Raw genomic sequence first — 26,787 nt, forward strand, 5'->3', positions numbered from 1 at the left:
CCGCTCAGGCCTCCGCAGGCTCGTCGGAAACGGCAGACTCAGCGGACGCAGTCGGCAGAGCGGCCGCGGCCGCCCGCTCCGACCGGCACAGCAGCGCGTACAGCCCGGCCCCCAGCGCCGTGCCGATGAACCACGAGTACGGGGCCACGTCGCTGAAGGTCTTCACGAGCGCGAGTACGGCCGCGACCCCCGCCGACGGCAGGAACGCCCACAGGGCCTTCGGGTTGACGCCCTTGCGGTAGTAGTAGCGGCTGCCGGGGCGGGCGTCGAACAGGTCGTTCACGTCGACACGGCCACGCTTGACCCAGTAGTAGTCGAGCATGATCACGCCGAACAGCGGGCCGAGGAAGGCGCCGAGACCGCCGAGGAAGTAGTTGACGACCGTGGGGTTGGAGAAGAGGTTCCACGGGGTCACGACCAGGGCGGCGACCGTGCTGATCAGGCCGCCGACCTTGAAGGTGATCTTCTGCGGCCAGACGTTGGCCAGGTCGTACGCCGGTGAGACGAAGTTGGCGACGATGTTGACGCCCATGGTGGCGACGGCGAAGGTGAACGCGCCCACCACGAGCACCCAGGTGTTGCCCACCTTCGCCACCAGCTCCGCGGGGTCCGTGATCGCCTCGCCGAACACCTTCAGCGAGCCGGCCGTGACGATCACGGAGACGACCACGAAGGCGGTCGAGTTGATGGGCAGGCCCCAGAAGTTGCCGCGCCGGACGGTGCGATTGTCCGGTGCGAAGCGCGAGAAGTCGCAGAAGTTGAGCATCAGCGTGCCGTACGTGGCGAGGATCAGCCCGATCGCGCCGAACCACTGCCGCCACTGCTCGCCCACGGAGACCGGGTGCGGGGTGGACGTGAGCGAGATGCTCCAGTCGGCCTTCCACAGCACCCACACCGCCAGCGCGATCATCACCAGCCAGATCGCCGGACCGCAGAAGTCCTGGAACTTCCGCACGGATTCCATGCCCTGGTTGATGATCAGCGCCTGGATCAGCCACAGCGACAGGAACGACACCCAGCCGAGCGCGTCGAGTCCCAGGAAGGAGTGGTGCGTCCAGGACTCCAGGCCCGGCCAGGCGGCCAGCAGCATCACGTTGACGGCGACGGAGGCCAGATAGGTCTGGATGCCGTACCACATGATGGCGATCACGGCCCGGATGAGGGCCGGGATGTTGGCCCCCCAGACGCCGAAGCTGATGCGGCTGACGACCGGGAAGGGCACGCCGTGGCGCTGGCCCACCTTCCCCATCCAGTTCATGCCGACGTAGATGAGTACGAAGCCGACGAGCAGGGACGTGAAGACCTGCCACACGTTCATGCCGAGGACGAGCAGACCGGCGGCGAAGGTGTAGTTGCCGAGGTTGTGGACGTCGGACATCCACATGGCGAAGAGGTCGAAGACCTTCCAGTTGCGCTTCTCGGCGGGAGCCAGGTCTTCGTTGGTGAGCCGGGGGTCGGGGGTGAACGGTGGGGCGCCGACGACTTCGGCACGATCGGCGAGGGACACGGGGCCTCCAGGGACGGGCGGGACGGAGGACTGCAGCCGTTTGGTATACCAAACTGCGGTCATGGTCCCCCCGTCAAGCGTTCGGACCGATGTCGCCATCGTTAACGCTCGGTAAAACAGCCCCGAGGTCGGAGAGGATGGCTCCATGAGTTCCCCCACGAGTTCCCCCACGATGAAGATCGAGCCTCTGGGCGCGGTCCGCGAGCGGGTCCTGGCCGGCCTGCGGCAGGAGATCATCGCCGGCACCCTCCTGCCGGGCGACCGACTGGTCGAGCGGGAGCTGGCCGAGCGCTTCGGGGTGTCCCGGGTGCCGGTGCGCGAGGCGATCCGGGCGCTGGTCGCCGAGGGCTTCGTCCACTTCGAGACGCCACGCCGCACGGTCGTACGCCGTCTCACCCCGACGGACGTCCGGGAACTCTTCGAGCTGCGCGAGGCCCTGGAGGTCTACGCCGCCGGGCTCGCCGCGTCGCACGCGACACCGGAGGATCTGGCCGAGGCCGAGGAGCTTCTCGGCCGCGCCGCCGCCGCGACCGAGGCCGGGGACGCCGAGGTGATCACCGACATCAACAGCCGTCTGCACGACCGCATCATGGCCATGGCGGGCAACAGCCTGCTGACCGAAGCGCTGGAGCCGGTCGCCGGCCGACTGCGCTGGATGACCCGGCGGAACGAGGAGTGGCCCCAACTCCTCGTCGAACACCGCGAGTTGTACGAGGCGATCGCCTCCGGCGACCCGGACCGCGCCCGCGCGCACGCGCTCGCCCATGTGCGGACCAACTACCGCTCCACGGTGCGGCATCTGTTCGGTGACACAGAGGACACGGAGGGCGAGGGGAACAAGGGGAACAAGGGGAACAAGGGGGACGCGGAGGTCTGACGGGCGTCAGGTCAGCGGCGGGCGTACCTGTCGGTCGCCGCCACCAGTGCGTCGGCAACTCCGGGCGCCCCCACGTCGTGCCCGACCTCGTCGACGACGATCAACTCGCTGCCGGGCCAGGCGTGGTGGAGACGCCAGACGGTTCCGAGGAGGTTGCCGAAGTCGAGACTCCCCTGGACGAGGGTGCCGGGGATGTCCTTGAGCAGGGGCGCGTCCCGCAGGACCACGCCTTGGTCGTTGCCCTCGCCCAGGAAGCAGTCGTTGCCCCAGTAGTGCGTGACCGTCCGGGCGAAGCCCATGCGGAAATCCGGGTCCTCGAAACGCCGGACCGAGCGCGGCGGCGCGGGAATGATCGCCGTCTCCCAGTCGGTCCAGGCGCGCGCCGCCCGCGTCCGCACCGCGAGGTCGGGGGACTCCAGGAGGCGGTTGTACGCGGCGGCGAGGTTGCCGTCCCGGTCGTCGGCGGGCAGTTCTGCCAGGAACCGCTCGTACGCTTCCGGGAAGATCTTTCCCAGTCCCCTGGTCAGCAGCGCGTGTTCCGCGTCGGCGCCGGTGGCGACCAGGGTCAGGACCAGCTCGGACACCGCCGCGGGATGCGTCTGCGCGTACCGCAGCCCGAGCACCGACCCCCACGAACCGCCCCACACCAGCCACCGCTCGATCCCCAGGTGCGCCCGCAGCAGCTCCAGGTCGGCGATGAGATGCGCCGTCGTGTTGACGCTCATGTCGGTGTCGTACGCGCTCGCATGCGGTGTGGACCGCCCGCAGCCGCGCTGGTCGAGCAGCACGATCCGGTACATGTCCGGGTCGAAGTAACGCCGGAAGAACGGGCCGCAGCCGGATCCCGGCCCGCCGTGCAGCACGACCGCGGGCTTGCCCCCGGGGTTTCCGCAGGCCTCCCAATGGATGCGGTTGCCGTCGCCGACGTCGAGCATGCCGTGGTCGTACGGTTCGGTCTCCGGGTAAAGAGGCATCCGGGCACCGTAGCCTCCGTACGGTCGGCCCGTCGCCTCATTTCCCGGCCGTCCGGACGGGCAGTCCCGCCGCCTCCCCCGCTCTGCGCAGCACGTCCCGCAGCATCTCGGGGGTGAGCTTGCCGGTGAAGGTGTTGCGCTGGCTGACGTGGAAGCAGCCGAAGAGGTCGAGGCCGCCGCCGAGCGACACGCGCGTGCCGTGCGCGAAGACGGGCCGCGGGCGGGGCACCGTCCAGCCGGCCTCGGCGAAGGCGGGCAGCGCGGCCTGCCAGCCGAACGCACCGAGCACGACCACCGCGCGCAGGGTCGGCCGCAGCAGCCTGAGTTCCTGGACGAGCCAGGGCCGGCAGGTGTCCCGCTCCCTGGGGGTGGGCTTGTTCTCCGGCGGGGCGCAGTGCACCGGCGAGGTGACGCGCACGCCGAGCAGCTCCAGGCCGTCGTCGGCGCTGACGGAGGTCGGCCGGTTCGCCAGCCCGACGTCGTACAGCGCCTGGTACAGCACGTCCCCGGAGCGGTCGCCGGTGAACATGCGGCCGGTGCGGTTCCCGCCGTGGGCGGCGGGCGCGAGGCCGACGATCAGGAGCGGGGCGTCGGCGGGTCCGAAGCCGGGCACCGGGCGCGCCCAGTACGTCCAGTCCTGGAAGGCCGCCCGTTTCGTCCGGCCGACCTCCTCACGCCAGTCCACGAGCCGAGGACACGCGGTACATCGGCAGACGCGGGCGTCGAGATCGGCCAAGCTGTCCATGCCCCCACCGTAGAACCACCGGACTGGCCGCCGTTGACCTGCGGTCCTGCTCGTCCCGACGCATGCTGGAGGCATGGACGAGAGCCCCCCTGTCGTCGTGCTTCCGCCGCAGTCGGACGGCGGACGGCGGGTGACGGTCAACGGCGAGCGTGTCGGTACCGCCTACAACCTCTTCGACGTGCTGGATTTCGTGCATCGCGCGGGCCTGCCCGCCGAGGAGGACCGGGCCGTCGACGACCCCGAGCTGATCGAATGGCGCGGCGGCGGACCGTATGTGTGGAACAGCACGGCGTAGTCCCGGGCCGGGCGGGCCGTGCACCGTCGCCCCCCCCGAGCGGGCTATTCGCCCTCGCCCCCGATACGTACGACGGCCAGCGTGATGTTGTCGGGGCCGCCGGCCTCGATCGCGGCCTTCCACAGCTCGAAGGCGGCCCGGCCGTCGTCGTGCTCCCGCATGGCCTCCTCGATCACGTCCGTCGGCAGCGGGTCGGTCAGACCGTCCGTGCAGACGAGGTGGCGGACGCCGGGCGCCAGGGGCACGGTCGTCACATGCGGGCGGACGGCACGGTACGTGGGAGAGCCGCCCAGGCACTGGGTGACGAGTGAGGTGCTGTGCTGTCCGGGGCGGAGCGGCGGGCTGTCGTCCACGCTCACCTGGCGCAGCCCCTCGGGCGAGGACGCGAAGACGCGGCTGTCGCCCACGTTGAACACCATCAGTGAGTCGGGTTGCACGACGAGTCCGGCGACGGTCGTCCCCATGGCGGTGAACTCGCCTCCCGCGTCGCCGCCGGCCGCCTCGTACACGGCGCGGTTGCAATTGTCCAGGGCCGCACGGACGGTGTCCTCGCCCGTCAGGGCGGGGCCGAGCGAGGCGATCCGGCGGACGACCAGGGCGCTGGCCACGTCGCCGCCGGGATGCCCGCCGAGCCCGTCGGCCACGGCCACGACGAGAGGCCCCCCGAGCGGGAAGACCAGGGTCTGCGGGCAGTCGGTCACGGTGGCGCACAGGGTCCACGGTCCGGCGACGAGACTGTCCTCGTTCCGCTCACGGAGCAGCCCGGGATGGCTCAGCGCACTCACGGCGACGTACAGCATGATCCAGCGCCACCGCCTTCCCGCACCGCGCCGGACCCACCGTCTCAGGCCGGGTGCTGGGCTCCAAGTGTAGTAGTGGATCGTCATCGCCGCAGGTCAGAGGCGGGTTCCCGGCTACGTCGCCGGGGCGGCCGCCAGATGCCGTTCCTGCGGGCCGCGCACGGAAATCAGTCCGGCTCGGCCGCTGCGACGGACTAAGGTCGGGGCTATGGCTTCCGAAGCTGACGAGGAGACGGGCGGACCGGGCTCCGCCGAGGTTGCGCCTGCCGAGACCGATCCCCAGATCGCCGCCGCCATCGCGGCCGCGGAGGCCGCGGGCCCGGACGACGGAAAGACGGTGCGGATCGACAGCTGGATCTGGGCCGTACGGCTGGCGAAGACCCGCTCGCTCGGCGCCGCCGCCTGCAAGGGCGGGCATGTGCATGTGAACGGTGAGCGCGTGAAGCCCGCGCACTCCGTGCGGATCGGCGACGAGGTGCGCGTACGGCAGGAGGGCTGGGAGCGGATCGTCATCGTCAGGCGGCTGATCCGCAAGCGGGTGGGCGCCCCGGTGGCGGCCCAGTGCTACGTCGACAACTCCCCGCCCCCGCCGCCCCGCCAGGTCTTCGCCCCGGCGGGCATCCGCGACCGCGGCACGGGCCGCCCGACCAAGCGGGACCGCCGCGACATGGAACGGCTGCGGGGCCAGACGGGCGGCGGCGACGACACGGGGCGTCCGGACGGACGCTGACGCTGCCGTAGGAAGCCGCTGTACATACGGCGGTGGCGTCCGGCCCGGACCTCTCAGGTCCCGCCGGACGCCACCGCTGCCGTTCGCGGAAAGGGCGTCACGCCCGTCGTCGCACCAGTCGCAGCAGATCGGCGTTCGAGCCGCGCCGGGCCCAGGCGATCACGGCGAGCGGCACGATCAGGATCAGCGGGGTCGCCGCGTTCTCGCCGTCGAAGACGGTGGTCTGGACGACGAACGCGCCCACCATGAGCCCGCTCAGCGCGATCGCGGCCACCGACTGCAGCACCGGGATCAACAAGGCCACGCCACCGGCCAGTTCGAGAGCGCCGATGGTGTACATGCCCGCGCTGCCCCAGCCGATCTTGTCGAAGGCGTCGACGGCGTAGGAGTTCCCGATCAGCTTGGGCAGGGCGCTCGCGACGCCGTAGAAGAGGGCGATCAGCACCTGCACGGTGCGCAGGGCGATCCGGGCGCGGCGGCCGCGGGGCGTCGCGGACTCGGCGACGGTGCTGCCGGAGGAGGCGGCGGAGGCGGCGGGGACGGTGGTCTCGGACATGGGGTTCTCCTGTGGTGAGCGGTTCGTCGTGCTGTCACAGGGGTGGACCAGCCGTCACGCCGGAACTCATCGCCGCCGAGCGGACTTTCGCAGGCACCCTAGAGCGGGAACCACCCATGCCCGATGTACCAGTGCCGGCCCGCCCTCAGGTGGTCCCCGACCGCCCGCTCGACCGCCGTGCGCCGGGGCAGGCTCTCGATGGGCAGCCCCGGGTCGCCGAAGACGAACTGCACCGGTTCCGTGTCGGCCGCCTCCCTGTCTTCGCGGGCGACCCGGAAGCGCTCCTGGAACCGGACGATGTTGGAGCCGGCGGGCAGATACTCCCTCAGCTGCGGGTCCAGCAGCCAGGAGTGGCACAGCGCGGCCCGGTACTTCTCCTCGGGGTAGCACCGGGTGAAGAACTCCCCGGCCAGCGCCAGCGAGCGCTCGCACGCCGCCGGTGACAGCGGGCCGAGGTAGTCGGGGATGTGGATGTTCAGGCACGGCATGCCGGGTGCCACGTCCAGGCCGGCCGACGCGAGCACCCGCGAGGTGCGCTGCCCGTGCTTCGTCCGCTCGAACTGCAGCCGCCCCAGCTGGTACAGCTCGCCCCGGAAGTGGTGGGTGAGCCACCACGGTGCCTGTACGCCCGCCCGGCCGTGCCGCCTGCGGTGCACTGCCATGTTCCGTCCCAGGTCGGCGAGGGTGCGCCGGGACACCTCGTCCGGCACGCCCCGCGCGCGGTGGTAGGCGCGCGTGTACGGCAACGCCGCCACGAACACGTACACGGGGAAGCAACGCTGCAACGGCCCCGACGCCCAGTCCAGCTGGGGCAGGTCGACCGCGCCGTCGATCTCTCCCATGCCCCGGACCAGCTCCTCGACCGACGCCTCAAGGATGTGCAGGAGCTCCGGGTCGTCGGTCACGCGTCGGCCCATCCGGACGAGTTGGTTGATGTCCTCGTGCGGTACGGCGAGGTCCAGCAGCACCTCGGCGAGCTCGTCGGCATACGGCAGCACGCGGCGACCCCCTAGTCCCGTTCCCTTTGGTGAACGTCCGTCCCGAAGAGTACGTTGCAAACAGGAGTGATGTTCCCGATGCGTACGGGCAGTGAGCCGACGACCGCGCGCAGTGCGCTGCGTGCGCGCTTCTGGCTGAGCATGTGGGGGCTGGTCTGGGCGGTCTTCGGCACGGCCGTGTTCGCCCTCGTGGGACGCCCCGGGTGGGCGGCCGCCTGCGGTGTGCTGTGGCTGGTGATCACCGTGGACATGGCCGTCATCCTCAGGCACATCCGGCAGGGCCCGCACTACCAGCCGGGCCCGGACATCCCCCCGTACCGCCCGCCCGGGAGCCGGCCCCGCTGACGCTCCGAGCCGGCGCTCACGCGTCGAACTGCGCCGCCTTCAAGTACTCCGGGTTGGGGTCCAGTGCGGCCGCCAGTCGGAAGTGACGCTTGGCCAGCTCGGGTTCCCCGCGGCGCTCGTAGGTCCGGGCGAGCGCGAAGTGCGCGAACGCGTTGTCCGGCTCGCGCTCCAGGACGATCGTGAACTCCAGTTCCGCGGGCCGCAGTTGAGCGGCGGCGAAGAAGGCACGCGCGCGCAGCAGCCGGGCGGCGGTGTTCTCCGGGTGCGCGGCGATGACTGAGTCGAGCAGCTTCACCGCGCCCCGCGGGTCCCGTGCGTTGAGCAGTTGCTCGGCGGCACGGAAGTCGATGACATGCGTCTCCGGAGTACGTCCGGTCGAACCGCTGATCTCGGGCACGGCACAGTCCTTCCCTCACTGGGAGCGTTCAACGCCCCTGAAGGGGGCCGCTATTCCTGAGGCTGCCGTGACGACGCCGGCTGCGCCCCCGCTCTGCGCACGAGGTCCGCCCAGACGTCCCGCACCCGGCGCTGGAGCTGTTCCAGCGGTACGTCGTTGTCGATCACGACGTCCGCGATCTCCCGGCGCTTCTCGCGGGTCGCCTGGGCGGCCATGCGGGCGCGTGCGTCCTGTTCCGTCATGCCGCGCAGTCGCACCAGCCGGTCGAGCTGGGTCTCGGGGCTCGCGTCGACGACGATCACGAGGTCGTAGAGCGGAGCCAGGCTGTTCTCGGCGAGCAGCGGCACGTCGTGGACGACGACCGCGTCCTCGGCGGCCGCCGCCTCGAGCTCACGCGACCGCCCGCCGACGAGTGGATGCACGATCGAGTTGAGGACGGCCAGCTTCTCCGGGTCGGCGAAGACGATCGACCCCAGCTTGGGCCGGTCGAGGCCGCCGTCGGCGCCGAGCACCTCCTCGCCGAAGGCCTCGACGACCGCCGACAGTCCTGCGGTGCCCGGCGCGACGACCTCGCGCGCGATGCGGTCGGCGTCGATCAGCACGGCACCGCACTCGACGAGCAGCCGCGACACTTCACTCTTGCCGGCACCGATCCCGCCGGTCAGGCCCACCTTCAGCATGAGTGGGAGCTTAGGCCCTGGTCCTGACGGCGGCGCACCGGGTGTCCGTCAGTTGTCGCCTTCGCGTTCCGCCAGGAACCGCTCGAATTCGAGGCCGATCTCGTCCGCCGACGGGATGTCGACGGGCTCGGCGAGCATGTTGCCCCGGCTCTCGGCGCCCGCGACGGCGTCGTACTGGTTCTCCAGGCCCGAGACGAGGGTGGTGAGCTCGTCGTCCCCTTCCTGGATCTGCCGGTCGATCTCCGTCTGCGTGCGGTGCGCGTCCGTGCGCAGGGCGTGCGCGATGCCGGGGAGCACCAGACCGGTGGCGGCCGTGACGGCCTCCAGGACGGTCAGCGCCGCGTCCGGGTACGGGGAGCGGGCGATGTAGTGCGGCACGTGCGCGGCGACACCGAGGACGTCGAACCCGGCCTCCATGAGGCGGTACTCGACCAGGGACTCGGCGCTGCCGGGTACCTGCGCCTCGTCGAAGGGGCTGCGGTGGCCGGGGACGAGGTCGTTCCGGTTGCCGTGCGGGGTGAGGCCCACGGGGCGGGTGTGCGGAACACCCATGGGAATGCCGTGGAAGTTCACCGAGAGGCGGACGCCGAGCCGCTCCACGATCTGCTGGACGGCCGCGGCGAAGCGCTCCCACTCCACGTCCGGCTCGGGGCCGGACAGCAGCAGGAAGGGCGCTCCGGTGGCGTCCTGGACGAGCCGCACGTCGAGGGTGGGTTCCTCGTAGTCGGTCCACCGGTCTCGCTTGAAGGTCAGCAGCGGGCGGCGGGCGCGATAGTCCACGAGCCGGTCGTGGTCGAAGCGGGCGACGACCTGGTGGGGCTGCGAGTCGAGCAGCCGGTCGACGATCTGGTCGCCGGTCTCGCCCGCGTCGATGTATCCGTCGAAGTGGTAGAGCATGACAAGGCCGGCCGACTCCTGGGCGAGCGCCATGTCCACCACTGCCAGGCCCTTCGGCTCCCATGCGTACAAACCCTGCGGATCAAGCACTGTGACCGCTCCTCCTCGTGTTCGTACGTTCCAACGCGCCCTGGAACAGGGGCATTCCCGCCCGGACCCCTGATCAGCCATCTCTTACGGCCTTCTCATGGCAGGGGGCAGGACGACGCCCCTCGTTCTGGGGGCGCGGGGCTGTATCGATATGCGGCTCCGCCGCGTGGGCGCGACAAGCCCCCACCGGCCCGCAGCCGAAGCACAGGCCGGGGCAGCGCTGAGGGGCCGCACCTCGAAAGGTACGGCCCCTCAGTTACCGGCTAAACCTCAGCGGCGAGCGTTCAGCTCTGCCCGCCCGCCAGCTTCTCGCGGAGCGCGGCAAGCGCCTCGTCCGAGGCCAGCGCGCCGGAGTTGTCCGGGCCCTCGGAGGAGTAGGAACCGCCGCCACCGCCACCACCGGACGCGGCCGGAGCCGCAGCCGCAGCGTCGCCGCCCTCGGCCGCAGCAGCGGCGTCGGCCTCGCGGGACTTGATGACCTGCTGCTGGTGCTGCTCGAAGCGGGTCTGCGCCTCGGCGTACTGGTTCTCCCACACCTCACGCTGGGATTCGAAGCCCTCGAGCCAGTCGTTGGTCTCGGGGTCGAAGCCCTCGGGGTAGATGTAGTTGCCCTGGTCGTCGTACGACGCGGCCATGCCGTACAGGGTCGGGTCGAACTCGACCGTCGCCGGGTCGGCACCGAAGGCCTCGTTGGCCTGCTTCAGCGAGAGGCTGATGCGACGGCGCTCGAGGTCGATGTCGATGACCTTGACGAAGATCTCGTCGTTGACCTGGACGACCTGCTCCGGGATCTCCACGTGGCGCTCGGCCAGCTCGGAGATGTGCACCAGACCCTCGATGCCCTCGTCCACGCGGACGAACGCACCGAACGGAACCAGCTTCGTGACCTTGCCGGGCACGACCTGGCCGATCTGGTGGGTGCGGGCGAACTGCTGCCACGGGTCTTCCTGGGTCGCCTTCAGCGACAGGGAGACACGCTCGCGGTCCATGTCGACGTCGAGGACCTCGACGGTGACTTCCTGGCCGACCTCGACAACCTCGGAGGGGTGGTCGATGTGCTTCCAGGAGAGCTCGGAGACGTGCACCAGACCGTCGACGCCACCCAGGTCCACGAAGGCACCGAAGTTGACGATCGAGGAGACGACGCCGGAGCGGACCTGGCCCTTCTGCAGGGTGGTGAGGAACGTCTGGCGAACCTCGGACTGGGTCTGCTCGAGCCAGGCACGGCGGGACAGGACCACGTTGTTGCGGTTCTTGTCCAGCTCGATGATCTTCGCCTCGAGCTCCTTGCCCACGTAGGGCTGGAGGTCGCGGACACGGCGCATCTCGACGAGGGAGGCCGGCAGGAAGCCACGGAGGCCGATGTCGAGGATGAGACCACCCTTGACGACCTCGATGACGGTGCCGGTGACGATGCCGTCCTCTTCCTTGATCTTCTCGATCGTGCCCCAGGCGCGCTCGTACTGGGCGCGCTTCTTCGAGAGGATCAGGCGGCCTTCCTTGTCCTCCTTCTGGAGAACAAGGGCTTCGATCTCGTCACCGACGGCGACGACCTCGTTCGGGTCGACGTCGTGCTTGATCGAGAGTTCGCGGCTCGGGATGACACCTTCGGTCTTGTAACCGATGTCGAGCAGGACCTCGTCCCGGTCGACCTTCACGATGACGCCGTCGACGATGTCGCCGTCGTTGAAGTACTTGATCGTCTCGTCGATCGCGGCGAGGAAGGCTTCCTCGTTACCGATGTCGTTGACCGCAACCTGCGGGGTGGTGGCGGTGGTCTCGGTGCTGCTCGTCATGTGGGAAAGGGCTCCGGTACGGACGGTGAGTCGTAGGTACTGCTACGCCGGGAGCCCGTATCGCTCTGAAGAAGCCGGACAGCCAAGGAAGCGCCCCACCGGAAAACGGTGATGGCGCCTCGACAACCGAGGGGACATACGACAGATGCGAGCGCAGCCTGCTAGGTCTGAGGTGCGCAGGCCCGCAGCGCAACTTGTAGCATACGGGGGCAGCCAGGCAGGGTCAATGCGCGAAGGCGCACACCCGGGGCGGATCGCCCCATACCCGGCACAAGAACCGTCTCCGGAGGCCACGCAGGCCTGTGAGACCCCTTCTGTGACACCGCCAAGAGGGTGGACGGCGTCGTGAAGGTGACGGAAGAGTACGACGAGGGAGCCGATCATCCAAGAGGCCGAAGCGTTCGAACCGGAAGCGACCCGGCGTGAGTCGGACATCGCGGAAAGCGCCCGGGCCAACCGGGGCTGGTGGGACCGGAACGCGGACGAGTACCAGGTCGAGCACGGCACGTTCCTCGGCGACGACCGTTTCGTGTGGGGTCCCGAGGGCCTCGACGAGGTGGAGGCGGTGCTGCTCGGCCCGCCGGAGGAGCTGAAGGGCAAGGACGTCCTGGAGATCGGCGCGGGCGCGGCCCAGTGCGCGCGCTGGCTGGCCGGCCAGGGTGCCCGCCCGGTCGCCCTGGACATCTCGCACCGCCAGCTCCAGCACGCGCTGCGCATCGGCGGGCCGTTCCCTCTGGTGTGCGCCGACGCGGGCGCGCTGCCGTTCGCGGACGGCTCCTTCGACCTGGCGTGCTCGGCGTACGGCGCGCTGCCGTTCGTCGCCGACCCGGTGCTGGTGCTGCGTGAGGTGCGCCGGGTGCTGCGCCCGGGTGGCCGCTTCGTCTTCTCGGTGACCCACCCGATCCGCTGGGCGTTCCCGGACGAGCCGGGCCCCGAGGGGCTGGGCGTGTCGGCGTCGTACTTCGACCGCACGCCGTACGTCGAGCAGGGCGAGGACGGCAGTGCGGTCTACGTCGAGCACCACAGGACGATCGGCGACCGCGTGCGCGACGTGGTGGCGGGCGGCTTCCGCCTCGTCGACCTGGTCGAGCCGGAGTGGCCCGCGTGGAACACCTCGGAGTGGGGTGGCTGGTCGCCGCTGCGCGGCAATCTCATTCCCGGTACGGCGATCTTCGTGTGCGAGCGGGACTGAGCGGCGCGTTCCGGCCAATCCCCGGCGCGCACGGCCGCAGGGAGCATGCTCCGGGCGCCGTCAGGGAAAAACCGTCTGGCCGCCACATCGTCCTGGACCGCGGTTCCCGGTCCTGAACTGCGGTTCCCGCGAGGTACGCACACGGGGGTGCGCGCATGGCCGTCTGCACGCGCTGCAAGCTGGGCGACAGGCTCACCAGCCTCGGGCGCCACTGGAGGACGCTGTCGGTCGACGGCCGCGCCGAGGCACCGCACCTCGCGCCGCCCGTCCTCTGCGACGCCCGGTACTCGCCGCCCGTCGGGCTGCTGGCCCTGGGGGGCGGGCTGCTCGTCACCGGCTCGCTGCTCGGGCTGCCGGTGGTGGCCGGGGGGCTGGTGTGGCTGACGGCGGTCAGGAACAGCGCCTTCGAGGCGTACCGCCGCTACGGCGAGTGGAAGAGGAAGCTGATCTGCGCGCGTTGCGACCTGATGCTCCTGCCGTGACGGTCTCGCCCGACGCCTCGGCTGGAACACTGAGGCGGTGATCCGCCAAGACGCCCTCGACCTCCTGCCCGTCCGTTCCGCCGTGCCCGCCCTGCGGGACGCGCTGGAGGGGCACGGTACGGCCGTGCTGTGCGCGCCGCCCGGCACCGGCAAGACCACTCTGGTGCCGCTCGCCCTGGCCGGACTGCTCGGGGAGGGTCCCGCACGACGGGTCGTCGTCGCCGAGCCGAGGCGGATCGCGGCGCGGGCGGCGGCACGGCGGATGGCGTGGCTGCTGGGCGAGAAGGCCGGCGACAGCGTCGGCTACACCGTGCGCGGCGAGCGGGTCGTCGGACGCCGCGCGCGCGTGGAGGTCGTCACGACGGGTGTGCTGCTGCAGCGGCTGCAGCGCGACCAGGAGTTGACCGGCGTCGACGTGGTGGTGCTCGACGAGTGTCATGAGCGGCACCTGGACGCGGACACCACGGCGGCGTTCCTGTGGGACGTGCGGCAGACGCTGCGGCCGGAGCTGCGGCTGGTGGCCGCGTCGGCGACGACCGACGCGCAGGGGTGGGCGCGGCTGCTGGGCGGGGCGCCGGTGGTGGAGGCGGGCGGGGTCCTGCATCCGGTCGACGTGGTGTGGGCGCCGCCCCCGCGGCCCATGCGTCCGCCGCACGGCATGCGGGTCGATCCGGCGCTGCCGGCGTACGTGGCGTCGGTGGTGCGGCGGGCCCTGGCCGAGCGGGAGGGGGACGTGCTGTGCTTCCTGCCGGGTGTCGGTGAGATCGCGCGCGTGGCAGGGCAGCTGGGGGACCTGGGCGGCGTCGAGGTGCTGCAGGTGCACGGGCGGACGCCCGCGGCCGTGCAGGACGCGGTGCTGGCTTCGGGGCAGCGGCGCCGGGTGGTGCTGGCGACCTCGGTGGCCGAGTCGTCACTGACGGTGCCGGGTGTGCGGGTGGTCGTCGACTCGGGGCTGGCGCGGGAGCCGCGCGTCGACCACGCGCGCGGGCTGAGCGCGCTGACGACGGTGCGCGCCTCGCAGGCGGCCGGGCGGCAGCGGGCGGGGCGCGCCGGGCGTGAGGCCCCGGGTGCGGTGTACCGGTGCTGGGCGGAGGCCGAGGACGCCCGGCTGCCGCGTTTCCCTTCGCCGGAGATCAAGGTGGCCGATCTGACGGCGTTCGCCCTGCAGACGGCGTGCTGGGGCGATCCGGACGCGTCGGGCCTCGCGCTGCTGGATCCTCCGCCGGGCGGGGCGATGGCCGCGGCGCGGGGTGTGCTGACGGCCATCGGCGCGGTGGACGCCGCCGGCCGGGCCACGGACAGGGGCGTTCGACTGGCCCGCCTTGGGCTGCACCCTCGGCTCGGGCGGGCGCTGCTGGACGCCGGTGCCGATCGGGCCGCCGAGGTGGTGGCGCTGCTGAGCGAGGAGGCGCCACGGGAGTACGGGGACGACCTCGCCGGTGCGTTGCGGGCGGCCCGGAGCGGGGGTGACGGGTATGCGACGCGCTGGCGTACGGAGGTGCGGCGGCTGCGGACCGTCTCGGCACAGTTCGCCGAGCCGGCCGCCGGTGCCCCTCTCCCCGGGGAACACGACCTTGCCGGACTCGTCGCCGCCCTCGCCTTTCCCGAGCGCGTCGCGAAAGCCGACGGCGGCTCCTACCTCATGACCTCCGGCACCCGCGCCGAACTGCGTGACGGATCCGCCCTCCGCGGGGCCCCCTGGATCGCCGTGGCCGTCGCCGACCGGCCCGTCGGCAAGGGGCACGCGCGCGTGCAGCTCGCCGCCGCGGTGGACCAGGACATCGCCCTGACGGCGGCCGCGTCCCTGTACTCCGAGGCCCAGGAGGTCCACTGGGCCGACGGGGACGTCGTCGCGCGCCACGTCGAGCGGCTGGGGGCGATCGAGCTCACGGCGCGGCCGTTGCGCGACGCCGACCCCGCCCTCGTACGGACCGCCCTGCTCGAAGGTCTACGGCAGGAATGGCTCGGCCTGTTGCGCTGGTCCCCCGACGCCGGCGTACTGCGGCAGCGGCTGGCGTTCCTTCATGCGCACCTCGGTGGTAGCTGGCCCGACGTGTCCGACGACGCGCTCCACGCGCGCGTGGACGAATGGCTGGAGCCGGAGTTGAGCCGGGCTCGACGGCGCGCCGACCTGGCGCGGATCGATGCCGGGCAGGCGCTCGCCCGGCTGCTGCCGTGGGCCTCCGGGGAGGCCGGCCGGCTGGACGAGCTCGCCCCGGAGCGCATCACCGTACCGAGTGGATCCAGAATCCGGATCGACTACGGCAATCCCGAACAGCCCGTACTCGCCGTGAAGTTGCAGGAGATGTTCGGGCTGCACGAGTCGCCCGCCGTCGCGGGGGTGCCGTTGCTCGTGCATCTCCTGTCCCCCGCCGGGCGCCCGGCCGCCGTCACCGCCGATCTCGCCTCCTTCTGGAAGGAGGGCTACAAGGGCGTACGGGCGGAGCTGCGCGGCCGGTATCCGAAGCATCCCTGGCCCGAGGATCCGGCCGCCGCGGAGCCGACGCGGCACACCAACGCGCGGCTCAGGCGGTGACCGGTTCCGGCGTGGACGACTCGGCCGGTTCCGGATCGCCCGGGCGGCGGCCGCGTGCCTCCAGGTAGAGGGAGAGGGACAGGAGCAGGACGCCCAGGGCCAGGAAGCCCCAGGGCAGGTACGACGTCAGCAGCAGGACGAGGGTGCGGTTGGACTTGACCAGGTCGACCGTGTGCCTGATGTAGTCCTCGCGCATCTTCACGTCACCGGCGAACGCCGTTACCTTGTCGCGGCCGCCGAGCAGGGTGCCGCCGCGGAGTTCCTCCTTGTGGAGTTCCTCGCCGTAGACGGGAGCACCGGTGACGGGCTCGACCCAGAACCTGCGGACCGTGGTGTACCAGCGGGTGGTGCCGGTCTTGGCGACCGAATCGGGGGTGATGCCCTTGACCGGCATGGTCCTGGGGAACGCCACCTTGGTCCAGGGGATGGTCTGCTCGAAGTAGTAGACCTTGAGGCCGCGGAAGTTCCGCGTCCCCTTGTAGTGGATGGGGTTGGTGGTGCGGGTCTGGGCGTCGAAGTACTCGTAGTCCCGTTGCTGCGTCAGGAACGGCCACTTGAACTCGATGCCGTCCCGTTTCACCGGTGCGCCGTCGACCATCTCGCCGGTGGCGTGGACCGGGGCCTGGCTGTGGGCATCGAAGATGTAGCGCTCGGGGATGCGGGAGACCATCTTCCCGTCGGGGCCCTGGACGTAGGACAGGCCGTCCCAGACGACGACGTCACGGCCTGCCGTCCTCTCGATCTCCTTCGCGGCCTCCACGTTGCCCTTGAGGGTCTGCACGATGGTGACCTCGGAGACCCTGCGTGCCTTCATCGTGCCGTAGTCGAGGAGGGTCGCGCCCTTCGCCTCCAGCACCATGTCCTGGTACTGGTCGGCCGGGATCTTGGCGAGACGGGGGAAGGCGTACCAGCGCAGCATCGGGGACAGAGCCGCGAAGAACACGGCGAAGGCGAGCAGGACCAGACTGGCCTTGCGGCGCATCTCGGCCTCCCTACCGGGCGGTTACGGGTGTGCGGGCACCGTCGTCAGCAGCGGTTTCGGGGACGTCTTGCCCGTGGGACCGCCCATGGCCGTGATCGTGAGGATCAGCGCGAACGCGAGGGCGAGACCGGTCGCGGCGGCGATCAGGGCGCGCATGCCTGCCTCCCGACGGAGTGGAACCGCATGGAACTGATACATCGTCAGGTCCGGCACCGTAGCAACGGGTGGGCGAGATGAGAACACGTTGCACACACAACGAGCGCGGCGCTCCCTCCGGTCGGGGGGAGCGCCGCGCTCGTCTCGTACGGAGAACTACGAGCTGGGGCTCGGGCTCGGGCTCACGGACGGGCTGGGGCTTGCCGAGGCGGCGGGAGCCACGGTCAGCGGGACGTTGAGCGCGGCACCGCCCGCGGTGGTGACGCGGAGCATGAAGGTGCCGGTGTTGTCGTCGGAGTACAGCTTCGGCAGCTTCAGCACGCCCTTGGCGTCCGTCTTGAGGCCCGTCAGCGTGCGTACGGGCTTGCCGTCGGCGTCCTTGAAGTACGGGCCCTTGTCGTCCTCGGTCGGGTCGAGCACCGACTTGATCAGGGTCGCGGTGACGGCGACTTTGTCCGCGACGGCGCCCTTGTAGGTGGCCTTCACCTCGGCCTGGTCGGCGAACTCGCCGCCCGGGGTGCAGGTCAGCGCCGTGTCGCTGGTACGGACGAGGGTGTCGGCGACGCGCTCGGTGACGGTGGCGGTGTAGTCGAGGCCGGTGACCGAACGGCCCACGACGGTGGCGCGGACGGTGACGTCGCCGGTCTTCTCGCCCGCCCGCAGCGCGGGGGCGACGGCCACGCCGGAGCTGTTGGTGACGACCGTGGCGACGCGCTCGCCACCGGTGAAGGCGGTGTCGGTGTCGCCGACGACGGTGAAGCGGACCCTGACCCTGCCGACCGCCATGCCGGCCTTGGTCTCGGCCCTGGTGCTGATCTGCTTGGTGAACGCGTCGCCGGCCATCGCGGTGAGCTTCGCGGTGCCCGCGTCCTCCAGGTGGTCGACCGTGTCGGTGGGGGTCGGGGTGGGAGTGGGGGTGGGCGACGGACTGCCGGGCGTCGACGGGGCGGTGGGGCCGGTGCCGTTGCCCGGCCTGGTCGGGCCCGAACCCGGCTTCGACCTGCCCGGCTGCGAGGGCGACGGAGACGGGCCGGCGCCCGGCGAGTCGTCGCTGCGGCCCGAGGGGACACTGCCGCTGCCGTTCGGGATCTCGTGGGTGCCCTTGCGGTAGTACTCCAGCCACGACAGGACGAGGTTCAGGTAGTCCTGCGAGTTGTTGTAGCTGAGGATCGCGCGGTTGAGGTCGGACGGGGTCGACAGGTCCCAGTCGTAGCGGCACAGGTAGTGGCCGGCGGCGAGGGCGGCGTCGTACACGTTGTTGGGGTCCTTGGCCCCGTCGCCGTTGCCGTCGCGGCCCGCCCAGGCCCAGGTGGAGGGGATGAACTGCATGGGGCCCACGGCCTGGTCGTACGAGCTGTTGCCGTCGTACTTGCCGCCGTCGGTGTCCTTGATCATCGCGAAGCCGTTGCCGTCGAGCTGCGGACCGAGGATCGGGGAGATCGTGGTGCCGTCGGCGGAGACGCGGCCGCCGCGGGCCTGGCTCGACTCGACCTTGCCGATCGCGGCGAGCAGCTGCCAGGGCAGGTTGCAGCCGGGCTTGGACTCGCGCAGCTCGGCCTCGGCCTTCTTGTAGGCGTCGAGGACGGTCGCGGGTATGCCGGACTCGGAGCCGCCCTGCGCCACGGGGGTGCCGCTGGCGGACGGTGAGGGGCTCGGGCTGTGCAGCGGCGGCAGATCCGTGTAGTACGGCGAGTTGCCGGTGGCGGCGCCGGCGTCCGCGGTCGCGTCGGGAGAGGGCTGGGCGTCCGAGGCGGTCCGTCTGCCGTGGTCGTCGACGGTCACCCCCGGAGCCTGAGAGGCGGACAGAGCCGCTACCGCGACCGCTGCCACGGCGGTGGTCGCCGCCCCTTTGGCCAGCCTCCTGCCGAATTGCGCCGCCATAGAGTGAACCCCTCCCGTGAACGCACCAGCGTCCGTCTTCGTCCTGTCGGGCACTCACTGCGCCCGCCCTTGTTGTGACGATCGACCCGGCGTGCGGGTTGCCCTCGATGTTGCTCTTGTATCGCTCGTGTCACTGGTGCCACCGGCGTCCCCGGCATCGCTGTCGAGTTGCCCTGTTCGCGTGTTCGAACGTGCTGTCGGCGCGGTGACCCAGGCGACCCTACGACAACTTCCTTTCCACGGGGACCCGTTCGTGCCCGATATTCACCGGTTGGCCATGTGCGGCCGGGGCACAATCGCGGCACGCATACTGGACCGAAGTGATCACCCGGGCTGCCCGCTCGGGCAACGCCCCGTGTGAGGAGCCCAGTTGCCGTTCACGCTGAGCCATGCGGCCGCCGTACTGCCCGCGGTGCGCGCCGACGGGACCGGTCGAGGTCGGCTGATTCCGGCCGTGCTCGTGGCCGGCTCCTTCGCGCCGGATATGACCTATTACGCGGCGAGTGCGGTGTCCCGGGCGATGGAGTTCGGAGACGTCACGCACTCCTTCCCCGGCGTCTTCACGGTCGATGTGCTGGTGGCCTGGGCGCTGGTCGGGCTGTGGCTGCTGCTGCGCGAGCCGCTGGTGGCGCTGCTGCCACGGGCCTGGCAACCTCGGCCGGCCGCCCTGCTGCACTGCGGGGCCCCACGCGCGCGCGTCCGGCCGTCCCTGATGGCCCGGTGGTACGCCTCCGCCGCACTCGGCGCCCTGACCCACGTCGTGTGGGACGCCTTCACCCACCTCGACCGCTGGGGCATGCGACTCTTCCCCGTCCTGGGACACAAGGTCGACGGCTTCCCCCTGTACTGGTACCTGCAGTACGGCGGCTCGGCGGTGGCTGCGGGCGTGATCGCGGTGTGGGTGGGGTGGGCGTTGCGGCGGGAGTCGGCGGGGGTGACGTCCACCGGCGGGCCGGTGAGCGCGGGACCATCTGGTGACGGGCCGACGGGTGTCGCCTTGCTGTCGGTACGGGACCGGTGGTGGGCCGGTGCCTTGATCGGCGGGTGTGCGGCGGTTGGGGCCGTGCAGCGCGCGACCCGGTGGTGGGCGTACTGGGGCTCGACCGCGAAGCCGTGGGAACTCATCCCGACGTTGTGCTTCGGAGCGGGCGCGGGGCTCGTGCTGGGTCTGCTGCTGTACGCGGTGGGAGTCAGGATGTGGCGCCGCCCCACGCCGAACGCCGCGGAACCGGAGCCGGTCACTGCCGACTGGGGTCGACCGGGACGTGGGTGAGGGGGCCTGCGGTCACGACGCACACCCTGACCGCCGGTCAGTGCCCGAAACGCCTCCGCCCCGGCGAACAGAGTAAGGGTGCTCGCAAGTCCCCCACGTACACCCTGACCGTTGGTCAACGCCCGGCGCCGCCGTCCCGGCCCAAGAAAGAAGGGTGCGCGGGCCCGAGGCACACCATGACCGTCGGTCAGTACCCGGCGCCGCCGTCCCGGCCCAAGAAACAAGGGTGCGCGGGCCCGAGGCACACCATGACCGTCGGTCAGCGCCCAGCGCCGTCGTCCCGGCGCTCGGTGAGGGTGCCCGTGGTGACGATGAAGACGGGGATCGTAGGGGTGGCTCGGGCGGCACTGGCGTGGCGGGTACGGGCGATGAGTGCGGTCAGGTAGCTGCGGCCCAGTCCGGCCCATAGCCGCCAGACGGACGGCTCTCCCGGGGTCGGTGCGGGGCGGCGCAGTCGGCGGCGGAGTCTCTTCGCCGTGCGGCGCAGGACGACAACGAGGTCGGTGGGGATGCGGGCGGTGCTTGCGCGGGCTGCGAAGGCCGGCATCGGCGCGGGCGGTGCGGCGGACGCCGCCTCGGCACTCGCCTGTGCTCTCGCCGGCCGGCGGTTGAGCATGCGTATACCCATGCCCGCATCCTGACGGGGCCAAGGCGGTGGCGCCCTTTTCGCGGGGGCCACCTGAGTGACGGGCCCTGCGGCGACCAGCCGTAGAGCACGCAGAGCGCTCCGCACCACCGCAGCCGCCCCCGGCTCCGTCGATCCACACCGGTGGCGGGCCGCCCGCCAGGCCGGCGGAGCGTGGGTTTCGGCATCGAGCGGCTGCGCGCAGCCGAACCCCCGCTCCGCCGCCGGAGGCTAGTGCGCCGCCGACTCCCAGTCCGTGCCCACGCCCACCGAGACGCCCAGTGGCACTGTCAGGTGAACGGCGTCGGACATTTCGCGGCGGACGATCTCCTCCGCCTTCGCACGCTCCCCGGGGGCGATCTCCAGGACGACTTCGTCGTGGACCTGGAGGAGCATGCGGGAGGTGAGGTCCGCCGCCCGCAGCGCGTCGTCCACCTTGAGCATGGCGATCTTGACGATGTCCGCCGCGGTGCCCTGGATGGGCGCGTTGAGGGCCATGCGCTCGGCGGCCTCGCGGCGCTGCCGGTTGTCGCTGTTGAGGTCGGGGAGGTAGCGGCGGCGACCGAAGAGCGTCGCCGTGTAGCCCGTGGCACGGGCCTCGTCGACCGCCCGGCGCAGATAGTCCCGGACGCCGCCGAAGCGCTCGAAGTACGCGTCCATCAGGCCGCGCGCCTCCCCCGCCTCGATGTTCAGCTGCTGGGACAGTCCGAACGCCGACAGCCCGTACGCCAGGCCGTACGACATGGCCTTGATCTTGCGCCGCATCTCCGCGTCCACCCCGGCGGGCTCGACGCCGAACACCTGGGAGGCCGCGGTGGTGTGCAGGTCCTCGCCGGAGGTGAACGCCTCGATCAGGCCCTCGTCCTCGGAGAGGTGGGCCATCACGCGCAGTTCGATCTGGCTGTAGTCGGCGGTCATCAGCGACTCGAAGCCCTCGCCGACCACGAAGCCCCGGCGGATGGCGCGGCCCTCGTCCGTGCGGACCGGGATGTTCTGCAGGTTCGGGTCCGTGGACGACAGACGGCCGGTCGCGGCGACCGTCTGGTTGAAGGTGGTGTGGATACGGCCGTCGGCGGCGATCGTCTTGATCAGGCCCTCGACGGTGACCCGCAGCTTCGCCTGCTCGCGGTGGCGGAGCATGACGACCGGCAGTTCGTTGTCCGTCTGGGTGGCGAGCCAGGCCAGGGCGTCGGCGTCCGTGGTGTAGCCGGTCTTGGTCTTCTTCGTCTTGGGCAGGCCGAGCTCACCGAAGAGGACCTCCTGCAGCTGCTTGGGCGAGCCGAGGTTGAACTCGTGCCCCGCGGCCGCGTGCGCCTCCTTCACCGCCTGCTGGACGGCGCCGGCGAACATCTGCTCCATGGCCTCCAGGTGGGCCCGGTCGGCCGCGATGCCGTGCCGCTCCATGCGGGCCAGCAGAATGGAGGTGGGCAGCTCCATGTCGCGCAGCAGGTCCGCGGCGCCGACCTCCTCAAGGCGGCCCCGGAACGCCTCCCCGAGGTCGAGGATCGCGCGGGCCTGCACCATGAGCGCCTCGGCCTCGGCACCGTCGTCGGCACCGAAGGCGAGCTGGCCGTCGGCCGCGGCGGCGGGAGCAAGCTCACGGCCCAGGTACTCCAGGGACAGCGCGTCCAGGTCGAAGGAGCGACGGCCCGGCTTGACCAGGTAGGCGGCCAGCGCGGTGTCCATGAAGACACCGGCGATGCTCCAGCCGTGCTCGGTGAACACACGCATGGCGCCCTTGGCGTTGTGCAGCACCTTGGGCCGGTCCTCGGCGGCCAGCCAGGCCAGCCACGCCTTCTCGTCGGCCTCGTCCAGCTGGGACGGGTCGAACCAGGCGGCCGGTCCCCCGGCGGCGGCGAGCGCGACCTCGGCGACCGAGCCGGTGCCCAGCGCCCACGTGTCGACCGTGGCCACGCCGAGCGTCTGCGTGCCGTGCTCGGCGAGCCAGCCGGCCAGCTCGCCGGTGCCCAGCACCGTCCCGTCCAGCTCCACGCCGGGGGCCACCGGCGTCGCCTCGGCCTCCTCGCCGCCCGGATCCACGGCGAGCAGCCGCTCGCGCAGCGAGGGGTTCCTGATCTCCAGGGTGTCCAGGATCATCGCCAGGGCCGTGCGGTCGTACGCGACGCGCTCCAGGTCGGTGACCGCCTTGGGCAGCTCGACCGTACGCACCATCTCGGTGAGGCGGCGGTTGAGCTGGACGGCCGCCAGGTGGTCGCGCAGGTTCTGCCCGGCCTTGCCCTTGACCTCCTCGACGCGCTCGACCAGCTCCGCGAACGAACCGAACTGGTTGATCCACTTCGCGGCGGTCTTCTCGCCGACGCCGGGGATGCCCGGCAGGTTGTCGGACGGGTCGCCGCGCAGGGCGGCGAAGTCGGGGTACTGCGCGGGCGTCAGCCCGTACTTCTCGAAGACCTTCTCCGGGGTGAACCGGGTCAGCTCGGAGACGCCCTTGGTCGGATACAGCACCGTCGTGTGCTCGGTGACCAGCTGGAAGGAGTCCCGGTCACCGGTGACGATCAGCACCTCGAAGCCCTCGGCCTCGGCCTGGGTGGCGAGAGTGGCGATGATGTCGTCCGCCTCATAGCCGTCGACCGCGAACCGCGACGCGTGCATCGCGTCGAGGAGCTCGCCGATCAGCTCGACCTGGCCCTTGAACTCGTCGGGGGTCTTGGAACGGTTCGCCTTGTACTCCGTGAACTCCTCGGAGCGCCACGTCTTGCGGGAGACGTCGAAGGCCACGGCGAAGTGTGTGGGCTCCTCGTCACGCAGGGTGTTGGCGAGCATCGACGCGAAGCCGTAGATCGCGTTCGTCGGCTGGCCCGTCGCGGTCGTGAAGTTCTCCGCGGGCAGCGCGAAGAACGCGCGGTAGGCCAGTGAGTGCCCGTCCATGAGCATGAGGCGGGGCCGCTTGCCGCCGGAGGTCTTCTCGGTCTTCTCGGTCTTCTTCGATGCTGTCTCTGCCACGCCCCCGATCCTGCCACGAGCCACTGACACTGAGACCCCCGCACGCCCTGGCCCCCTCGCTGTCACCGCCCCGTGCGAGGATCGAGGAGATGGCTCGCACGCGTAGGTGAAGCGTGTATGTGCGTGTATGCGAAGGAGAGTGCGCGATGGCGACGAAGCCGCCCAAGGGCGACCCGGTTCAGGACGCGCCGCAGGTCGTCGAGCCGAAGCACGCCGCGGCGGGACTCCCCGCCATCGGGCACACGCTGCGCATCGCCCAGCAGCAGATGGGTGTGAAGCGCACCGCGCTGACGCTGCTGCGCGTCAACCAGAAGGACGGCTTCGACTGCCCGGGCTGCGCCTGGCCGGAGCCGGAGCACCGGCACAAGGCGGAGTTCTGTGAGAACGGCGCGAAGGCGGTGGCCGAGGAAGCCACCCTGCGCCGGGTCACCCCGGAGTTCTTCGCCGCCCACTCCGTCGCCGATCTCGCGAACCGCAGCGGCTACTGGCTGGGCCAGCAGGGCCGGCTGACGCATCCCATGCATCTCCCCGAAGGGGGCACGCACTACGAGCCGGTGAGCTGGGAGCGCGCCTTCGACATCGTCGCCGAGGAGATCGCCGCCCTGGGCTCCCCGGACGAGGCCCTGTTCTACACGTCGGGCCGCACCAGCAACGAAGCGGCCTTCCTCTACCAGCTGTTCGCCCGACAGCTCGGCACGAACAACCTGCCCGACTGCTCCAACATGTGCCACGAGTCGTCCGGTTCGGCACTGAACGAGACGATCGGCATCGGCAAGGGCAGCGTCCTGCTGGAGGACCTCTACAAGGCCGACCTGATCATCGTCGCCGGCCAGAACCCCGGCACCAACCACCCGCGCATGCTCTCCGCGCTGGAGAAGGCCAAGGCGGGCGGCGCGAAGATCGTCAGCGTCAACCCGCTGCCCGAGGCCGGTCTGGAGCGCTTCAAGAACCCGCAGACCCCGCAGGGCATGCTCAAGGGCGCCGCGCTCACCGACCTGTTCCTGCAGATCCGCATCGGCGGCGACCAGGCCCTCTTCCGCCTCCTCAACAAGCTGATCCTGGAGGCGGACGGCGCGGTCGACGAGGACTTCGTGCGTGAACACACCCACGGCTACGAGGAGTTCGCGGCAGCCGCCCGCACCGCCGACTGGGACGAGACGCTCGCCGCCACGGGTCTCGCCCGCGAGGAGATCGAGCGGACCCTGCGGATGGTCCTCGCCTCCAAGCGCACCATCGTGTGCTGGGCGATGGGCCTCACCCAGCACAAGCACTCCGTGCCGACCATCCGCGAGGTGGTCAACTTCCTTCTGCTGCGCGGCAACATCGGCCGCCCGGGGGCCGGAGTGTGCCCGGTCCGCGGACACAGCAACGTCCAGGGCGACCGCACGATGGGCATCTTCGAGCGCCCCGCACCCGCCTTCCTGGACGCCCTGGAGAAGGAGTTCGGCTTCGCGCCGCCGCGCGAGCACGGCTACGACGTCGTCCAGGCCATCCGCGCCCTGCGCGACGGCGCGGCGAAGGTCTTCTTCGCCATGGGCGGCAACTTCGTCTCCGCCTCCCCCGACACGGAGGTCACCGAGGCGGCCATGCGGCGCGCCCGGCTGACCGTGCACGTGTCGACGAAGCTCAACCGCTCGCACGCGGTCACGGGCGCGCGTGCCCTCATCCTGCCCACGCTCGGCCGCACCGAGCGCGATCTCCAGGGCGGCGGCGAGCAGTTCGTGACCGTCGAGGACTCCATGGGCATGGTGCACGCCTCCCGCGGCCGACTGGAGCCCGCCGGCACCCACCTGCTGTCCGAGCCGGCCATCGTCTGCCGTCTGGCCCGCCGCGTGCTCGGCGAGGAAAGCACCACACCGTGGGAGGAGTTCGAGAAGGACTACGCCACGATCCGCGACCGCATCGCCCGCGTGATCCCCGGCTTCGAGGACTTCAACGCGCGCGTGGCCCACCCCGACGGCTTCGCCCTCCCGCACGCCCCCCGCGACGAACGCCGCTTCCCGACCGCCACCGGCAAGGCCAACTTCACCGCGGCACCCGTGGAATACCCCGCACTGCCCGAAGGCCGCCTGCTGCTGCAGACGCTGCGCTCGCACGACCAGTACAACACCACGATCTACGGCCTCGACGACCGCTACCGCGGCATCAAGAACGGCCGCCGGGTCGTCCTGGTCCACCCCGAGGACGCGCGGGCGCTCAAGGTCGCCGAGGGGTCGTACGTCGACCTGGTCAGCGAGTGGAAGGACGGCGTCGAGCGCAGGGCGGCCGGCTTCCGGGTCGTGCACTACCCCACGGCACGCGGCTGCGCGGCCGCGTACTACCCGGAGACCAACGTGCTGGTCCCGCTGGACTCCACCGCCGACATCAGCAACACCCCGGCCAGCAAGTCCGTCGTCGTACGTCTGGAACAATCACCAACCCACTGAGCGTTTGCTCAGGCAGGTTGGACGAGCGATCAGGACGAACGGAGCCGGGCCCATGGGCGAGCAGCAGTACGTGAAGTTCCCGCAGGAGGTCATCGACGAGTACGCCGCACTCGGCGTCGACCTCCCCGCCCTGTTCTCCGCCGGGCACCTCGGCACACGCATGGGCGTGGAGATCATCGAAGCCTCGGCGGACCGCGTCGTCGGCACCATGCCCGTCGAGGGCAACACCCAGCCCTACGGACTGCTGCACGGCGGCGCCTCGGCGGTCCTCGCCGAAACCCTCGGCTCCGTCGGCTCGATGCTGCACGGCGGCAGCTCCAAGCTCGCGGTGGGCGTCGACCTGAACTGCACCCACCACCGCGGCGCGCGATCCGGCCTCGTGACCGGCGTGGCCACACCGGTCCACCGCGGGCGCACCACGGCGACGTACGAGATCGTGATCAGCGACGAGGAAGGACGGCGCGTGTGCAGTGCACGGCTGACCTGCCTGCTGCGTGACGTACAGCAGCCCGCCGCGGACTGACGACCGGCGACTTCCCCCCACCGGGCACTGTCCGGCCGCGTCCACCGCGCCTACCGTTTC

General features: G+C 71.2%; 25 protein-coding genes. 10 read left to right on the forward strand and 15 right to left on the reverse strand.

The window, feature by feature from the left end:
- Positions 1-4: 4 nt before the first annotated feature.
- On the reverse strand, positions 5-1,507 hold the full coding sequence (locus tag OG870_RS11825; protein ID WP_266512403.1) for an NCS1 family nucleobase:cation symporter-1: 1,503 nt from the start codon (positions 1,505-1,507) through the stop codon (positions 5-7).
- Positions 1,508-1,652: 145 nt separating this feature from the next.
- Between OG870_RS11825 and OG870_RS11830 the strand changes: the two genes are divergently transcribed.
- Complete coding sequence (locus OG870_RS11830) at positions 1,653-2,384, forward strand: GntR family transcriptional regulator (RefSeq protein WP_266841102.1); 732 nt, start codon at positions 1,653-1,655, stop codon at positions 2,382-2,384.
- A gap of 11 nt (positions 2,385-2,395) precedes the next feature.
- On the opposite strand, the gene pip is transcribed toward OG870_RS11830, so the two are convergent.
- On the reverse strand, positions 2,396-3,358 hold the full coding sequence (gene pip / locus OG870_RS11835; RefSeq protein ID WP_266841100.1) for a prolyl aminopeptidase: 963 nt from the start codon (positions 3,356-3,358) through the stop codon (positions 2,396-2,398).
- A gap of 37 nt (positions 3,359-3,395) precedes the next feature.
- A complete protein-coding gene (locus tag OG870_RS11840) occupies positions 3,396-4,103 on the reverse strand; it encodes a uracil-DNA glycosylase (RefSeq protein WP_266841098.1) in 708 nt (235 codons plus the stop codon).
- 73 nt (positions 4,104-4,176) lie between these two features.
- Here OG870_RS11840 and OG870_RS11845 point away from each other — a divergent pair, with 73 nt between their 5' ends.
- Positions 4,177-4,398 carry a hypothetical protein gene (locus OG870_RS11845; RefSeq protein WP_266512415.1) on the forward strand — a complete coding sequence of 74 codons (222 nt, stop codon included), beginning with the start codon at positions 4,177-4,179 and terminating at the stop codon, positions 4,396-4,398.
- 44 nt (positions 4,399-4,442) lie between these two features.
- Here the strand turns inward: OG870_RS11845 and OG870_RS11850 are convergent, their stop codons facing one another.
- Positions 4,443-5,198 carry a PP2C family protein-serine/threonine phosphatase gene (locus OG870_RS11850; RefSeq protein WP_266512417.1) on the reverse strand — a complete coding sequence of 252 codons (756 nt, stop codon included), beginning with the start codon at positions 5,196-5,198 and terminating at the stop codon, positions 4,443-4,445.
- Between the two features lie 208 nt (positions 5,199-5,406).
- Between OG870_RS11850 and OG870_RS11855 the strand changes: the two genes are divergently transcribed.
- Positions 5,407-5,928 carry an RNA-binding S4 domain-containing protein gene (locus tag OG870_RS11855; protein ID WP_266512419.1) on the forward strand — a complete coding sequence of 174 codons (522 nt, stop codon included), beginning with the start codon at positions 5,407-5,409 and terminating at the stop codon, positions 5,926-5,928.
- Between the two features lie 97 nt (positions 5,929-6,025).
- Here OG870_RS11855 and OG870_RS11860 read toward each other — a convergent pair whose 3' ends face one another.
- Together OG870_RS11860 and OG870_RS11865 are read right to left on the reverse strand one after the other, a co-directional pair.
- The gene (locus OG870_RS11860; RefSeq protein ID WP_266841096.1) at positions 6,026-6,484 is read right to left on the reverse strand and encodes a DoxX family protein; all 459 of its coding nucleotides are present in this window, start codon (positions 6,482-6,484) and stop codon (positions 6,026-6,028) included.
- Between the two features lie 98 nt (positions 6,485-6,582).
- Positions 6,583-7,482, reverse strand: a complete 900-nt coding sequence (locus tag OG870_RS11865) for an acyltransferase domain-containing protein (RefSeq protein ID WP_266841094.1) — start codon at positions 7,480-7,482, stop codon at positions 6,583-6,585.
- A gap of 69 nt (positions 7,483-7,551) precedes the next feature.
- Here OG870_RS11865 and OG870_RS11870 point away from each other — a divergent pair, with 69 nt between their 5' ends.
- Positions 7,552-7,827: a DUF6343 family protein gene (locus OG870_RS11870; protein ID WP_266585451.1), complete on the forward strand. Its 276-nt coding sequence runs from the start codon at positions 7,552-7,554 to the stop codon at positions 7,825-7,827.
- Positions 7,828-7,843: 16 nt separating this feature from the next.
- On the opposite strand, the gene OG870_RS11875 is transcribed toward OG870_RS11870, so the two are convergent.
- The 4 genes from OG870_RS11875 to rpsA all read right to left on the reverse strand — a co-directional run bounded on the left by OG870_RS11875 (position 7,844) and on the right by rpsA (position 11,687).
- A complete protein-coding gene (locus OG870_RS11875; RefSeq protein WP_266585449.1) occupies positions 7,844-8,224 on the reverse strand; it encodes a tetratricopeptide repeat protein in 381 nt (126 codons plus the stop codon).
- A gap of 50 nt (positions 8,225-8,274) precedes the next feature.
- Positions 8,275-8,904: a dephospho-CoA kinase gene (gene coaE, locus OG870_RS11880; RefSeq protein WP_266841091.1), complete on the reverse strand. Its 630-nt coding sequence runs from the start codon at positions 8,902-8,904 to the stop codon at positions 8,275-8,277.
- Positions 8,905-8,952: 48 nt separating this feature from the next.
- A complete protein-coding gene (locus OG870_RS11885; RefSeq protein WP_266512435.1) occupies positions 8,953-9,891 on the reverse strand; it encodes a PAC2 family protein in 939 nt (312 codons plus the stop codon).
- 284 nt (positions 9,892-10,175) lie between these two features.
- Positions 10,176-11,687, reverse strand: a complete 1,512-nt coding sequence (gene rpsA / locus OG870_RS11890) for a 30S ribosomal protein S1 (protein ID WP_266512437.1) — start codon at positions 11,685-11,687, stop codon at positions 10,176-10,178.
- A gap of 379 nt (positions 11,688-12,066) precedes the next feature.
- Here rpsA and OG870_RS11895 point away from each other — a divergent pair, with 379 nt between their 5' ends.
- The 3 genes from OG870_RS11895 to hrpB all read left to right on the forward strand — a co-directional run bounded on the left by OG870_RS11895 (position 12,067) and on the right by hrpB (position 15,897).
- Positions 12,067-12,879: a class I SAM-dependent methyltransferase gene (locus OG870_RS11895; RefSeq protein WP_266588479.1), complete on the forward strand. Its 813-nt coding sequence runs from the start codon at positions 12,067-12,069 to the stop codon at positions 12,877-12,879.
- A 155-nt stretch (positions 12,880-13,034) separates the two neighbouring features.
- Positions 13,035-13,361, forward strand: coding sequence for a hypothetical protein (locus tag OG870_RS11900; protein ID WP_266585447.1), 327 nt, complete (start codon positions 13,035-13,037; stop codon positions 13,359-13,361).
- Positions 13,362-13,398: 37 nt separating this feature from the next.
- The gene (gene hrpB, locus OG870_RS11905; RefSeq protein ID WP_266585445.1) at positions 13,399-15,897 is read left to right on the forward strand and encodes an ATP-dependent helicase HrpB; all 2,499 of its coding nucleotides are present in this window, start codon (positions 13,399-13,401) and stop codon (positions 15,895-15,897) included.
- Here the strand turns inward: hrpB and OG870_RS11910 are convergent.
- The 3 genes from OG870_RS11910 to OG870_RS11920 form a co-directional block, all read right to left on the reverse strand.
- Positions 15,887-16,879, reverse strand: coding sequence for a DUF3068 domain-containing protein (locus OG870_RS11910; protein ID WP_266841089.1), 993 nt, complete (start codon positions 16,877-16,879; stop codon positions 15,887-15,889). The two genes, hrpB and OG870_RS11910, sit on opposite strands and share 11 nt — an antisense overlap.
- Before the next feature lie 21 nt (positions 16,880-16,900).
- Entirely contained in the window at positions 16,901-17,035 is a 135-nt protein-coding gene (locus OG870_RS11915; protein WP_266512446.1) for an SPW_0924 family protein, read from the reverse strand.
- Between the two features lie 156 nt (positions 17,036-17,191).
- On the reverse strand, positions 17,192-18,916 hold the full coding sequence (locus OG870_RS11920) for a lytic transglycosylase domain-containing protein (RefSeq protein ID WP_266512448.1): 1,725 nt from the start codon (positions 18,914-18,916) through the stop codon (positions 17,192-17,194).
- 370 nt (positions 18,917-19,286) lie between these two features.
- Here OG870_RS11920 and OG870_RS11925 point away from each other — a divergent pair, with 370 nt between their 5' ends.
- The gene (locus OG870_RS11925) at positions 19,287-20,189 is read left to right on the forward strand and encodes a DUF4184 family protein (RefSeq protein WP_266841087.1); all 903 of its coding nucleotides are present in this window, start codon (positions 19,287-19,289) and stop codon (positions 20,187-20,189) included.
- A 259-nt stretch (positions 20,190-20,448) separates the two neighbouring features.
- Here OG870_RS11925 and OG870_RS11930 read toward each other — a convergent pair whose 3' ends face one another.
- Positions 20,449-20,817, reverse strand: coding sequence for a hypothetical protein (locus OG870_RS11930; RefSeq protein ID WP_266841085.1), 369 nt, complete (start codon positions 20,815-20,817; stop codon positions 20,449-20,451).
- A 228-nt stretch (positions 20,818-21,045) separates the two neighbouring features.
- Positions 21,046-23,778 carry a DNA polymerase I gene (gene polA, locus OG870_RS11935; RefSeq protein WP_266585435.1) on the reverse strand — a complete coding sequence of 911 codons (2,733 nt, stop codon included), beginning with the start codon at positions 23,776-23,778 and terminating at the stop codon, positions 21,046-21,048.
- Positions 23,779-23,924: 146 nt separating this feature from the next.
- Between polA and OG870_RS11940 the strand changes: the two genes are divergently transcribed.
- Together OG870_RS11940 and OG870_RS11945 are read left to right on the forward strand one after the other, a co-directional pair.
- Entirely contained in the window at positions 23,925-26,204 is a 2,280-nt protein-coding gene (locus OG870_RS11940; protein ID WP_266585433.1) for an FdhF/YdeP family oxidoreductase, read from the forward strand.
- Positions 26,205-26,256: 52 nt separating this feature from the next.
- On the forward strand, positions 26,257-26,727 hold the full coding sequence (locus tag OG870_RS11945) for a PaaI family thioesterase (RefSeq protein WP_266512460.1): 471 nt from the start codon (positions 26,257-26,259) through the stop codon (positions 26,725-26,727).
- Positions 26,728-26,787: the final 60 nt, after the last annotated feature.

Origin of the sequence: Streptomyces sp. NBC_00461, from assembly GCF_036013935.1 — a bacterium.
Taxonomy (GTDB): Bacteria; Actinomycetota; Actinomycetes; order Streptomycetales; family Streptomycetaceae; genus Streptomyces.

Excerpts from the sequence above, each read along its gene's own strand:
- OG870_RS11830 (WP_266841102.1), top strand. The coding sequence starts at position 1,653 with ATGAGTTCCCCCACGAGTTCCCCCACGATGAAGATCGAGCCTCTGGGC.
- pip (WP_266841100.1), bottom strand. The coding sequence starts at position 3,358 with ATGCCTCTTTACCCGGAGACCGAACCGTACGACCACGGCATGCTCGAC.
- OG870_RS11840 (WP_266841098.1), bottom strand. The coding sequence starts at position 4,103 with ATGGACAGCTTGGCCGATCTCGACGCCCGCGTCTGCCGATGTACCGCG.
- OG870_RS11845 (WP_266512415.1), top strand. The coding sequence starts at position 4,177 with ATGGACGAGAGCCCCCCTGTCGTCGTGCTTCCGCCGCAGTCGGACGGC.
- OG870_RS11850 (WP_266512417.1), bottom strand. The coding sequence starts at position 5,198 with ATGCTGTACGTCGCCGTGAGTGCGCTGAGCCATCCCGGGCTGCTCCGT.
- OG870_RS11855 (WP_266512419.1), top strand. The coding sequence starts at position 5,407 with ATGGCTTCCGAAGCTGACGAGGAGACGGGCGGACCGGGCTCCGCCGAG.
- OG870_RS11860 (WP_266841096.1), bottom strand. The coding sequence starts at position 6,484 with ATGTCCGAGACCACCGTCCCCGCCGCCTCCGCCGCCTCCTCCGGCAGC.
- OG870_RS11870 (WP_266585451.1), top strand. The coding sequence starts at position 7,552 with ATGTTCCCGATGCGTACGGGCAGTGAGCCGACGACCGCGCGCAGTGCG.
- coaE (WP_266841091.1), bottom strand. The coding sequence starts at position 8,904 with ATGCTGAAGGTGGGCCTGACCGGCGGGATCGGTGCCGGCAAGAGTGAA.
- rpsA (WP_266512437.1), bottom strand. The coding sequence starts at position 11,687 with ATGACGAGCAGCACCGAGACCACCGCCACCACCCCGCAGGTTGCGGTC.
- OG870_RS11900 (WP_266585447.1), top strand. The coding sequence starts at position 13,035 with ATGGCCGTCTGCACGCGCTGCAAGCTGGGCGACAGGCTCACCAGCCTC.
- OG870_RS11910 (WP_266841089.1), bottom strand. The coding sequence starts at position 16,879 with ATGCGCCGCAAGGCCAGTCTGGTCCTGCTCGCCTTCGCCGTGTTCTTC.
- OG870_RS11915 (WP_266512446.1), bottom strand. The coding sequence starts at position 17,035 with ATGCGCGCCCTGATCGCCGCCGCGACCGGTCTCGCCCTCGCGTTCGCG.
- OG870_RS11920 (WP_266512448.1), bottom strand. The coding sequence starts at position 18,916 with ATGGCGGCGCAATTCGGCAGGAGGCTGGCCAAAGGGGCGGCGACCACC.
- OG870_RS11930 (WP_266841085.1), bottom strand. The coding sequence starts at position 20,817 with ATGGGTATACGCATGCTCAACCGCCGGCCGGCGAGAGCACAGGCGAGT.
- OG870_RS11940 (WP_266585433.1), top strand. The coding sequence starts at position 23,925 with ATGGCGACGAAGCCGCCCAAGGGCGACCCGGTTCAGGACGCGCCGCAG.
- OG870_RS11945 (WP_266512460.1), top strand. The coding sequence starts at position 26,257 with ATGGGCGAGCAGCAGTACGTGAAGTTCCCGCAGGAGGTCATCGACGAG.